General features: G+C 64.3%; 10 protein-coding genes and 1 pseudogene. 10 read left to right on the top strand and 1 reads right to left on the bottom strand.

Features of this window, described 5'->3' with window-relative positions:
• From ACFC3J_RS19840 to ACFC3J_RS19825, 4 genes and pseudogenes are all read left to right on the top strand, one after another.
• Window positions 1–304 (top strand): annotated as a pseudogene (locus ACFC3J_RS19840) (DUF1446 domain-containing protein); the annotation flags it as partial.
• Window positions 305–314: 10 nt separating this feature from the next.
• Window positions 315–1,784 carry an acetyl/propionyl/methylcrotonyl-CoA carboxylase subunit alpha gene (locus ACFC3J_RS19835; protein WP_375197766.1) on the top strand — a complete coding sequence of 490 codons (1,470 nt, stop codon included), beginning with the start codon at window positions 315–317 and terminating at the stop codon, window positions 1,782–1,784.
• Entirely contained in the window at window positions 1,784–2,287 is a 504-nt protein-coding gene (locus ACFC3J_RS19830) for an acetyl-CoA carboxylase biotin carboxyl carrier protein subunit (protein WP_375197765.1), read from the top strand. Before ACFC3J_RS19835 ends, ACFC3J_RS19830 begins: the two co-directional genes overlap by 1 nt.
• A gap of 2 nt (window positions 2,288–2,289) precedes the next feature.
• Complete coding sequence (locus ACFC3J_RS19825; RefSeq protein WP_375197764.1) at window positions 2,290–3,897, top strand: acyl-CoA carboxylase subunit beta; 1,608 nt, start codon at window positions 2,290–2,292, stop codon at window positions 3,895–3,897.
• Window positions 3,898–3,951: 54 nt separating this feature from the next.
• On the opposite strand, the gene ACFC3J_RS19820 is transcribed toward ACFC3J_RS19825, so the two are convergent.
• Window positions 3,952–4,575 carry a transferase hexapeptide repeat family protein gene (locus ACFC3J_RS19820; protein WP_375197763.1) on the bottom strand — a complete coding sequence of 208 codons (624 nt, stop codon included), beginning with the start codon at window positions 4,573–4,575 and terminating at the stop codon, window positions 3,952–3,954.
• A gap of 324 nt (window positions 4,576–4,899) precedes the next feature.
• Between ACFC3J_RS19820 and ACFC3J_RS19815 the strand changes: the two genes are divergently transcribed.
• The 6 genes from ACFC3J_RS19815 to ACFC3J_RS19790 form a co-directional block, all read left to right on the top strand.
• Window positions 4,900–6,084 carry a lipid-transfer protein gene (locus tag ACFC3J_RS19815; RefSeq protein WP_348195849.1) on the top strand — a complete coding sequence of 395 codons (1,185 nt, stop codon included), beginning with the start codon at window positions 4,900–4,902 and terminating at the stop codon, window positions 6,082–6,084.
• Window positions 6,085–6,132: 48 nt separating this feature from the next.
• Window positions 6,133–6,939: an SDR family NAD(P)-dependent oxidoreductase gene (locus ACFC3J_RS19810; protein ID WP_375197762.1), complete on the top strand. Its 807-nt coding sequence runs from the start codon at window positions 6,133–6,135 to the stop codon at window positions 6,937–6,939.
• A 174-nt stretch (window positions 6,940–7,113) separates the two neighbouring features.
• Window positions 7,114–7,743 carry a TetR/AcrR family transcriptional regulator gene (locus tag ACFC3J_RS19805; protein WP_375197761.1) on the top strand — a complete coding sequence of 210 codons (630 nt, stop codon included), beginning with the start codon at window positions 7,114–7,116 and terminating at the stop codon, window positions 7,741–7,743.
• A gap of 3 nt (window positions 7,744–7,746) precedes the next feature.
• Window positions 7,747–9,345 (top strand): acyl-CoA carboxylase subunit beta, encoded by a 1,599-nt coding sequence (locus ACFC3J_RS19800; protein WP_375197760.1) that lies wholly within the window; start codon window positions 7,747–7,749, stop codon window positions 9,343–9,345.
• Window positions 9,346–9,354: 9 nt separating this feature from the next.
• Entirely contained in the window at window positions 9,355–10,149 is a 795-nt protein-coding gene (locus tag ACFC3J_RS19795) for a crotonase/enoyl-CoA hydratase family protein (protein ID WP_375197759.1), read from the top strand.
• Window positions 10,146–11,757 (top strand): acetyl/propionyl/methylcrotonyl-CoA carboxylase subunit alpha (locus ACFC3J_RS19790; protein WP_375197758.1); only part of this gene is annotated, 1,612 nt, incomplete at its 3' end. The genes ACFC3J_RS19795 and ACFC3J_RS19790, both read left to right, overlap by 4 nt.

Here is an 11,757-nt window from a genome sequence, read left to right as displayed (position 1 = left end):
GCAGATCAAGCAGGGCCTGGACAATCACCCCAATTTGCGCGCGGCGTCCGAGATCCTTCACACCGAAGAGGTGGTGAAGGGCTACTTTGCACACCTCTGCAACGGAGTGGTCGAGCGTTTCGACCTGCCGGGCAGCAATGCACTGAACTTCCTTCTGCACGAGTCTCTGGGCGGCGGCGGCATCGCCTCGGTCCGCATCGATCCGCAAGGCAAGGGCTTCGCGCAGATGCTGCTCGACATCGAAATACCCGTGCCCGCCGATCTGGCCACGCGCGACGGGCTGCGCCCTGCCAAGAGTGCGTGAAAGGAAAAAAATGAGCATTTCCAAACTGCTTGTCGCCAACCGGGGCGAAATCGCGGCACGCGTGCTGCGCACCGCCAGGGCGCAGGGGCTGGCAACTGCCGTCCTGCGGCATACCTTCGAACAGGAGGGGCCGGCCCACCTGATTGCCGACGAGGTGGTGACGATCGAGGGGCCGACCCCGGTGGCGGCATATCTCGATATCCCGCAGATCGTCGAGGCGGCAAAGCGGATCGGCGCGGATGCGGTGCATCCCGGCTATGGGTTTCTCTCCGAGAACGCGGGCTTCGTGGCCGCGCTGGAACAGGCGGGCATCACCTTCGTCGGCCCGACGTCGCAGGTCATCGACCTGATGGGCGACAAGGTGCGCGCGCGGGCCTTCGTCGAGGAGCGCGGCTTTCCCGTCGCTGCCTCCGCCATCGAGGACGATGATCCGGCGAGTTTTGTCGAACGCGCCCGCGCCGTTGGCTATCCGCTGCTGATCAAGCCCTCGGCCGGCGGCGGTGGCAAGGGCATGCGCGTTGTGCGCGAGGACCGCACGCTGGAGACCGAGATCGAAACCGCGCGCCGCGAGGGCGAGCGCTATTTCGGCGACGGGCGGCTGTTCGTGGAACGCTACATCGAACGCCCGCGCCATATCGAGGTGCAGGTGATGGGCGACGGGCAGGGCGATGTGGTCCATTTCTGGGAACGCGAATGCTCGATCCAGCGCCGGTTCCAGAAGATCATCGAGGAAACGCCCTCTCCGGCGCTCTCAACCGAGCAACGTCTGAACATCTGCGAGACCGCCGCCGGGATTGCCCGCGCCGTCAACTATCGCGGCGCCGGTACGGTCGAGTTCATCTATGCCCCGGATGGCGCGTTCTATTTCCTGGAGATGAACACGCGTCTTCAGGTCGAACATCCCGTGACCGAGATGGTGACGGGCTTCGATCTGGTCGCCGAGCAGTTGCGCATCGCGGCGGGCGACGGGCTCAGCGTCTCGCAGGCCGACATCCCGCAGATTGGTCATTCTATCGAACTGCGTATCTGCGCCGAGGATGCGACGGCCGATTTTCGCCCCGCGATCGGCGATATCCTGCTGCTGGACGAACCCCGTGGCGAAGGCGTCCGCGTGGACAGCGGCATTCTGGACGGCGGCAAGGTCACGACCGACTTCGACCCGATGCTTTCCAAGCTTATCATATACGGCGCCGATCGGGCCGAGGCTATTGCTCGCGCGCGGCAGGCGGTGCGGAACTACGTCATCCTCGGGGTGACGACCAATACCGGCTATCTGGATGCGATCCTCGCCCATCCCCGCTTCGCCTCGGGTGACGTCTCGACAGGTTTTCTGGCCGAAGAGGCCGAGACGCTGACCACGCCGGGCGATGACGTGTCCGACCTGCTGATGGCGGCAGCGGCCCTGTCGGACGAACGGTTGGTGGCCGAAGTGATGCAGATACCGGCGATGCACCGCAAGATGGGTGGGTGGAGAAACTGATGCGCAGGATATTCCAGGTCGGCGGCGTCGAAGCCGAATGCTGGCTCATCCATGATGGGAGCCGCTTTATCCTGAACACGCCCGATGGCGCGGTTCCCTGCCAGTTGGACGCAACGGGGGAACCGGGCGGCCATGTCCTTCGGACGCGGGGCGACGTGCAAGAGCTGCGGCTCGCCGTCGGACCCGATTCGACCTTCGTGCACCTGAACGGTCGGGCGTACGAGATTGGGCGGGTCGATCCCGCTCGGCGTCTGGCCGGAAGCGATGGCGGCGCAGCAGATGACCGCATCGTGGCGCCGATGCCGGGGGTCGTCGTGTCGGTGGCGTTCAAACCCGGAGACACCGTCAAGGAAGGGCAGCCCCTGCTGGTAATCGAAAGCATGAAGCTGGAGACCACCCTGTCCGCGCCGCGCGACGGCGTGATCGCTGAGATGCCATTTGCCGCCGGCGACAGTTTCGGGCTGAAGGCCGTCCTTGCCCAGTTGGCACCGGAGGAGAAGTGACCATGCGCCGGATTGAAAGCCAGATCGACACCAACGCGGCCGACTTCAAGGCCAATTTCGCCGCGATGTCAGAGCGGTTGAAAGAGTTCCACGCCCGCCAGCACGCGGCCCGCTACGAACGCCCGCAGCGCGACATCGAGCGTCTGGCCCGGCAGAACAAGCTGGGCGTGCGCGATCGGCTGGAACTGCTGCTGGACCCCGGCACGCCGTTCCTGGAGTTTTCCACCCTGGCCGCCTGCCGAGAATACGACGGCTCGGTCCCCGGCGCCGCCGTGGTGACCGGCATCGGCATCGTACAGGGCCGCGAGGTCGCCATTCACGCCAACGATGCCAGCGTCAAAGGCGGCGCATGGTATCCCCATACGGTGAAAAAGGTCGTGCGCCTTCTGGATGTGGCGCTGGAAAACCGCCTGCCGGTCATCCATATCTGCGACAGCGCGGGCGGTTTCCTGCCCTTGCAGCACGGCGTCTTTCCCGACCGGTATCTGGGAGGGCGGGTGTTTCGCAACCAGGTCAAGCTGAGCCAGGCCAATATCCCGCAGATTGCCGTGGTCGGCGGGCACTGCACGGCTGGCGGCGCCTATGTGCCGACGCTGAGCGACTACAACATCATCATCGAAGGCACAGGGGCGATTTTCCTTGGCGGTCCGCCGCTGGTCAAGGCGGCCACCGGCGAGGAGGTCGGCGTTCAGGAACTGGGCGGCGCGGTCATGCACACCTCGGTTTCGGGCACGGGCGACTACCGCGCCGCGACCGAACAGCACGCCTTTTCACTGGCCCGCGAGATTGTCGGCCAGTGGAAGCGCATGCCGAAAACGATCATCGAAACCGCGGCCTTCGAGGAGCCTTACTACGATCCAAAGGAACTCTACGGGATCATTCCCAAGGACCGGAAAACCCAGTTCGACATGCGCGAGGTTCTGGCCCGGATCGTGGACGGTTCGCGCTTTCACGAATATCAGCCCGACTATGGCACCACGATGGTGTGCGGCTTTGCCCATATCTGGGGCTACAAGGTCGGCATTCTTGCCAACAACGGGGTGCTGTTCAACGACAGCTCGCTCAAGGCCGCGCATTTCATGCAGCTTTGCAACCAGAACCGCACGCCTCTGGTTTTTTTCCAGAACATCACCGGTTACATGGTGGGCCGCGAATACGAAGAACGCGGCATCGCCAAGGACGGCGCCAAGATGCTGATGGCGCAGGGCGGCTCGGTCGTGCCTAAATTCACCGTGATCGCCAATGCGTCTTACGGGGCCGGCAATTACGGCATGTGCGGGCGGGCCTGGGATGCGCGCACGCTGTTCATGTGGCCCCAGGCCGAGATCGGCGTGATGGGCGCGGATCAGGCTGCCAACACCATGGCGGACGTCAAGATCCGGCAGCTTCAGCGCGAAGGCAAAGAGCTGACCGAAGAGGAAATCGCCGCGATCCGCGAACCGGTGCTGGAAAAATACAAGCGCGATGTCGAGGCCTATACCTCGACCTCGGAATTGTGGGACGACGGCATCCTCGACCCGGCCGATACGCGCAATGCGTTGGGCATGTCGATCTCCGCGTCTTTGAACGCGCCGATCGACGAGCCGCATTACGGGATATTCCGGCTGTGAGGACCCGGGGCGCGGCACTGTATCGCCGCCCCGACAGAACAGGTCCCAAGCGCTTCAGTTGGGCTGGCGCCGTGCCTCCTGGATGGACACGACGTCCGAGGCCGCCATTTCGGGGCGGTTCTCTTCCACCGTTCCTAAAGGCGCGACGGGCTTTAGCCCGGCCAGGCAATCCCGCGCAAGTTGCTGGTATTCCGCGGTGCCGCGCGTCTTCCATGCCACTTCCTTTTCGGTGACCTCTCGGATCACCTTGGCCGGCGATCCGACCACCATCGAGCGCGGCGGGATCACCGTCTCGCCGCGCACAAAGGCTTGGGCGCCGACGATCGATTCCGCGCCAAGGATCACCCCGTCCATGATGACGGCATTCATGCCGACCAGAGCGTTTCGTCCGATGGTGCAGCCATGTAGGATCGCGCCGTGGCCGATATGGCCGTCCGGTTCCACCACCGCGTCGCGGCCAGGGAAGGAATGCAGGATGCAATTGTCCTGAACATTCGCGCCATCCCCGACCACGATCCGTCCGAAATCGCCGCGCAGGCTGGCTCCGGGGCCGATGTAGCAGCCGTGACCGAGGATCACGTTTCCGATCAGCACCGCCTGGGGATGAACGAAAGTGTCCTCGGGAATGACCGGAACGAAGCCTTTGAATTCGTAACAGTTCGCCATATCGTGCTCCATCGACTGCTGCGGTTATCCGTCAATGCTGGACCCGTATGCAGGAGTTCCCTCAATTGCCTCGCCAGTCTGGTTCCCCTCCAGGCTCGCGGAATTTGCAAACGCTGACAACCGGGATGCTCCTGCTTTTGACCATAAAGCACCAAACCGTATCCTTGATTGGCTCATGCGACGTTATCCAAACAGTTGTTAGAAAAATGTTCAAGCACGTCGCGCCCTAATGTAGGATATTGACACGACTTCATTCCGGCATCTAAAAATCTAACAATTGATAGAAAATGCGTGGCGCCGGTATCGCAGTGCCCGAACGAAAAGGGAGCGAGAGAAATGAAGGACAAAGCGTATGTCGCCGGCGTCGGGATGGTCCCGTTCCAGAAACCTGGGAAATCGGAAAGCTATGACGTGATGGCCGCGACTGCCACGCGCGCCGCGTTGGCCGATGCGGGGCTCGACTATGACAAGGTGCAGCAGGCCTATGTGGGCTATGTCTATGGCGACAGCACCTGCGGCCAACGGTCGCTGTATCAGGTCGGCATGACCGGAATTCCGGTCGTGAACGTGAACAACAACTGCTCGACCGGATCCTCGGCGCTGTTTCTGGCGCGCCAAGCGGTCGAGAGCGGCGCTGTGGACTGCGCCCTGGCGCTGGGTTTCGAGCAGATGCAGCCCGGCGCGATCGGCGCGATGTTCCACGACCGGGTCAGCCCCTTCGCCTCGTTCGACGAGGAAACCGACGATCTCGTGGGCAACCCGGAGATCCCGCTGGCGCTGCGCTATTTCGGCGGCGCCGGCAAGGCGCATATGGAGGAGTTCGGCACGACGCTGGAAACCTTCGCCAAGATCCGCGCCAAGGCCAGCCGCCACGCCGCCAGGAACCCGGTTGCCCTGTTCCGGCAGGAAGTGACGCCCGAAGAAGTCATGGCGGCCCAGGTCGTCTGGCCGGGCGTGATGACAAGGCTGATGGCCTGCCCGCCCACCTGTGGCGCGGCCGCGGCGATCATCTGCTCCAAGGAGTTCGCCGACAGACACGGGCTCGACAGCTCGGTGCGGATCGCGGCGCAGGCGATGACGACGGACGGCCCCGAGACCTTCAACGCCCATGACATGCGCGAGGTGGTCGGCTTCTCGATGGCCAAGCGCGCGGCCGATCAGGTCTACGAGGCGGCGGGCATCGGGCCGCAGGATATAGACGTGGTCGAGCTGCACGACTGCTTTGCCCATAACGAGCTGATCACCTACGAGGCGCTCGGCCTTTGCGGGCGCGGCGATGCGGCGAAATTCGTCGATGATGGCGACAACACCTATGGCGGCAAATACGTGACCAACCCGTCCGGCGGTCTGTTGTCCAAGGGGCATCCGCTGGGGGCGACCGGCCTTGCGCAATGCACCGAGCTTGTCCAGCAGCTGCGCGGCCAGGCCGATGCGCGCCAGGTCGACGGCGCGCGCCTGGCGCTGCAGCACAATCTGGGCCTCGGCGGGGCCTGCGTGACCACGCTTTATGAAAAAGCCTGACGAAACGGATCGGGAGGAGACGTCATGACGGGACAACTCGACGGGCGCGTGGCGCTGGTTTCGGGGGCGGGCCGGGGGATCGGCCGGGAAATCGCGCTGAAACTGGCCTCGGAAGGGGCGCGCGTGGTGATCAACGATCTGGACGCCGATCCGGCCAATGAAACCGCCGAGGCGGTGCGCGCGATGGGTGCCGAGGCCGTGGTCTGCGCCGGTAGCGTCACCGAAGGCGGGTTCGCCGAACGGTTCATCAAGACCGGCGTAGACAGCTTCGGCGGGCTCGATATCATCGTGAACAACGCAGGCTACACTTGGGACAGCGTCGTTCAGAAGATGTCCGACGAACAGTGGCAGGCGATCATCGACGTCCACCTGACGGCACCCTTCAAGATCCTGCGCGCCGCCCAGCCGGTGATCAGCGCCAAGGCCAAGGAAGAAGCCGCCGCCGGGCAGGAAGTGTTCCGCAAAGTGGTTAACATTTCGTCCATCGCGGGGACCGGCGGCAATGCCGGTCAGATCAACTATTCCGCCGCCAAGGCAGGCATTCTGGGGGTCACCCGGACGATGGCCAAGGAATGGGGGCGCTACAAGGTGAATGTGAACGCGGTGGCGTTCGGTCCGATCCGCACCCGCCTGACCGAAGGCAGTGCAAAAGGCGACAGCACGATCAAGGTCGAGGACAAGGAGATCAAGGTCGGCGTGAATCCCGATCTTCTGTCGCAGATGGAGCGGATGATTCCGCTGGGTCGTGTGGGCACGCCGCAGGAGGCCGCCGGCGCCGTCTATCTGTTCTGCTCGCCGGAATCGAACTTTATCTCGGGCCAGCACATTATTTGTGGCGGCGGGTTCGTGATCTAGAACTTCGACCCGGGCCCTGTAATCGGGTCCATTAAAGAACGTGCTCGTCCGGGCGGCCATAAGAGGTTTGCTCGGATTTTTCCAAACTCCAATCCAACACGTTCAGGACGGTTGACTCACTGGCTTCATGTGCCTAACAGTCGTTAGTTAGGTATTGAGGTAAAATGAAGACCCATGGCTGATACCACTGCGAGCAAGGTCAACGAGACATCGCGCAGCGCGGTCGGGCGGGATGGCGTGCTGGATATTGCGGCGCGGCTTTTCCGTGAACAGGGCTACGGGTCCGTATCGCTCAGAAAAATCGCCGAGGCCGCCGGGATCAAGGCGGGCAGCATATATTACCATTTCGGCTCTAAGGACGAGATCGTTGCGGCGATCCTCGATGCCGGCATCCAAGCGGTTCACGACCGGATGCGCCAGGCGGTGTCGGCGCAGCCGGCCGGCGCAAGCGCCGAGGCCGTCCTGCGCGCCGCGATCGAGGCGCATCTGCGCGCGCTTCTGGATGTCAGCGATTATTCCTCGGCCAATGTGCGCATCTTCGGGCAGGTTCCACAATCGGTCCGCGATGCCAACCTTCCCACGCGCCGCGCCTACGAGGCCGAGTGGGACAGCCTGCTGGCGCGGCTCCGCGACAAGGGAGCGCTGAAACCGGATGTAGACATCCGCCGCCTGCGCCTGATGCTGATCGGCGCTCTCAATGCCACGCTGGAATGGTTCGATCCGAAACGCGGCAGCGTCAGCGCGCTATCGCAATCCTATGCCGATGTGTTCCTGCACGGCATCCTAGACGATACCGGGGGTTGAGGGTTGGCGCGACTTGAAACCGCGGTGCTGACCGCATCCGAAGTCTTTACCCGCAACCACGCGGCGCAGCGCGCGCGGGTCCAGACCCTACGCGACCGCGTCGCCGCGGCAACGGCGGGCGGACGTCCCGATATGGTCGCGCGGCACCGCAAGCGCGGCAAGCTTCTGGTGCGGGAACGGATCGACCTGCTGGTCGATCCCGGCACCGCGTTTCTGGAACTGTCGTCGCTGGCCGCTTACGGGCAATACGGGGGCGAGGTGCCCGGCGCCGGGATCGTCACCGGCATCGGCATCGTCCACGGGTTGCCCTGCATGATGATCGCCAATGACGCCACCGTGAAGGGCGGCTCCTTCTACCACGAGACAGTCCAAAAACACATCCGCGCCCAGGAAATCGCGGCTGAAAACCGGCTGCCCTGTCTCTATCTGGTGGATTGCGGCGGGGCCTATCTGCCTGAACAGGACCGGGTCTTTCCCGATGCCCGCCATTTCGGCAATTCCTTTTATCGCCAGACCAACATGTCCGCCAGCGGCCTGCCGCAGATCTCGGCCGTGTTTGGCGGCTGCACGGCGGGCGGGGCCTATATCCCGGCGCTGTCGGACGAGGTCATCATGGTGCGCGGCAACGCGCGGATCCATCTGGGCGGGCCGTCGATCGTCAAGGTGGCGATCAACGAAGAGGTCGATGGCGAAACGCTGGGCGGAGCCGAGATGCATTCGCGCGTTTCGGGGGTGACCGACCATCTGGCCGAAGATGAGTACCACGCATTGGCACTTATGCGCGACATCGTGGCCGAACTGGGCCAGTCGCGCCCGATGCAGCCGGACCAGCCCCCCGAAGCGCCCGCCCACGATCCTGAAGAGCTGCTTGGCGTGATCAGCGCCGACCGCAAACAGCCCTATGACATGCGCGAGGTGCTGTTGCGGATGATCGACGCGGGCGAGTTCCGCGAGTTCAAGCCGGGATGGGGCGAAACGCTGGTTTGCGGCACGGCGCGCATCCACGGCTATCGCGTTGGTATCCTGGCCAACAACGGGGCGCTTTTGTCCGACAGTTCGCTAAAAGGTGCGCAATTCGTGTCGATGTGCGATCAGCGCAATATCCCGCTTCTGTTCCTGCACAACATCTCGGGTTTCATGGTCGGCACCGAGGCCGAGCGCGGCGGTATCGCCAAGGACAGCGCCAAGCTGGTCTATGCCATGTCCGTTGCCAAGGTGCCGCGCCTGTCGGTTCTGCTGGGCGGCTCTTACGGGGCCGGAAACTACGGCATGTGCGGGCGCGGTTTCGCGCCGAATCTCCTCTTTGCCTGGCCCACGGCGGAACTTGCCACCATGTCCGCCGACATCGCCACCAACGTGATGCTGGAACTGCGCCGCCAGAAGGGGGGCGAGCCGGAAAAGCTGGCGGCCGACCTTGCGAAGATCGAGGCTGAGGTGCGCGCCCAGTATGGCGAACAGTCCGATCCCTATTACGCCACTTCGCGGCTTTGGGATGACGGGCTGATCGAACCGGGCCAGACACGCGACATCCTCGGGCTTTGCCTGGCCATTGTCTCTTCGGTGCCCGAGGCCAGGCGCCATACCCCCGTGTTCAGAATGTGAGGGCCGGACGTGACCGAGAGCCATGAAACGATCCTTGTCGAAACGGATGCGCGCGGCGTCGCCACGGTAACGCTGAACCGCCCGGACAAGCACAATGCCCTGAACGGCGATCTGATCGCCGAACTTTACAGCGCAGCCGTGAAGCTGGCCGCCGATGACACGGTGCGCGTCGTGGTGCTGACCGGCAACGGCAAAAGCTTCTGTGCCGGGGGGGATTTCAACTGGTTCGCCTCCAACGTCGAAAAATCGCGCGCCGAGCGGGTGGACCAGAGCGCCACGCTGGCGCGTTTGCTGCGCCGCCTTGATACCCTGCCCAAACCGCTGATCGGAAAGATCAACGGACCGGCCTATGGCGGCGGGGTCGGCATGATTTCGGTCTGCGACTACACGATCGGTGCCGAAGGCGCGCGGTTCGGTCTGACCGAGGTCAGGCTCGGCCTGCTGCCGGCCAACATCTCGCCCTACGTCGTGGCCCGCATCGGCAAGGTGCATTCCCGCGAAACCATGCTCTCCGGGGCGCTCTTCGACAGCACACGCGCCGAACGGATCGGTCTGTTGACCGAAGTCGTGGCCGCCGATCAGTTGGATGCAGCGGTTGAGAAAGTGGTGCATGATCATCTGCAGGCCGCCCCTGGCGCCGTGGCCGATACCAAGGCGCTGGTCGCCTATGTCGCGTCCCACGATCTGGAAACCAACATGATCTACACCGCCGACCGGCTGGCCGATGCCTGGGAGACGGAGGAAGGCATCGAGGGGATCAACAGCTTTATCAACAAAGCCATCCCGTCATGGCGGGTCAAATGAGTTTCACTCGCGTCCTGATCGCCAACCGGGGCGAGATCGCCCGCCGCATCCAGCGCGGGTGCCGCAAGCTGGGGCTGGAAAGCGTGGCGGTGTTTTCGGAGGCCGACCGCGACGCGCCCTTCGTGACCGAGGCCGATCACGCCCTGTGCATTGGCGGGGCCGCGCCGTCGGAAAGCTATTTGAACGTCGATGCCATCCTGGACGCCGCCCGTGCGGCCGGGGCAGGGGCGGTGCATCCGGGCTATGGCTTTTTGTCTGAGAATGCCGGTTTCGCCGCTGCGGTCGAGGCGGCGGGCCTCGTGTTCATCGGGCCGGGACCTGACGCGATCGCCCGCATGGGATCCAAAATCGAGGCCAAGGCCGCCGCCGAAGCCGCAGGTGTGCCTGTGCTGCCGGGCTATCGCGGCGAAGGTCAGTCCGACGCGCGATTGCTGGAAGAGGCCAAGGCGCTTGGCACGCCGTTTCTGGTCAAGGCCAGCGCGGGCGGCGGCGGGCGCGGGATGCGGCTTGTCACCGACCTGGGCGACGCACCCGAGGCGATTGCATCTGCCCGGGCCGAGGCGAAAGGCGCCTTCGGCGATCCGGCGGTGTTCCTCGAACGCTATGCGCCCCGTGTCCGCCACGTCGAAGTGCAGGTGCTCGGCGATACCCACGGCACCGTGCTGCATCTGGGCGACCGCGATTGCTCGCTGCAACGCAACCACCAAAAGCTGATCGAAGAAGCCCCCGCCGCCGATCTTCCCGAGGCTGTGCGCGACGACATGCGCGCCGCGGCGGTGCGGCTGGCGCAGGCAATCGGCTACCGCTCTGCCGGCACTGTGGAATACCTCTATGATCTGGCCCGTGGCGAATACTACTTCCTCGAGATGAACACCCGCTTGCAGGTGGAACACCCCGTGACCGAGGCGATCACCGGCATCGACCTGGTCGAATGGCAGTTGCGCATCGCGCGGGGCGAGCCGCTGACACTGGCGCAATCGGATGTGCAATTCGACGGGCACGCAATTGAAATCCGCATCGCCGCCGAAAACCCGGGCGAAAATTTCCGCCCCGAAACGGGCCAGATCACCCTTTGGGCGCCGCCCTCAGGCGTGCGGCTGGATACGGGAGTAGAGTGCGGTTCGGTCGTCGGCCACCACTACGATTCCATGATTGCCAAGCTGATCGTCCACGCGCCGGACCGGGCCGGGGCGATCCGCCGGGCGATCACCGCGATCGATGCTTTTGCCGTCGGCGGCGTCGGCCTGAACCTGGCCTATCAGCGCGCGCTTCTGATCCATCCCGATTTCCGGGCGTTCCGGCATCACACGTCGGGCCTGGCCGAGATGTTCCCCGACGGCTGGACGCACCCGGCCCCCGAGGCGCAGGACATGGCGCTCGCCGCGATGGCGTTGCATCTGCATCTCGCCCCGGCGGGCGCATCGCCATGGGAAAGCCTCGGGTCATGGCGGCTCACCGCGCCCGCAGGGCGAGCCGGCGCGGTATCTTATTGGGACACAGCCAATGAAGAGCCGATCCGCATGACCGGCTCAGGGGCAGAGCTTGCCGCCGGGCTGCCGGACGGCCAAACGGTCGCTGCCGAGGCCGCCGCCTTGGCCGGGGACCGCC

It is taken from the genome of Sphingobium sp., assembly GCF_041987595.1.
In the GTDB taxonomy this organism is placed as follows: Bacteria; Pseudomonadota; Alphaproteobacteria; order Sphingomonadales; family Sphingomonadaceae; genus Sphingobium.
This window is presented reverse-complemented; position numbering and strand designations above follow the sequence as displayed.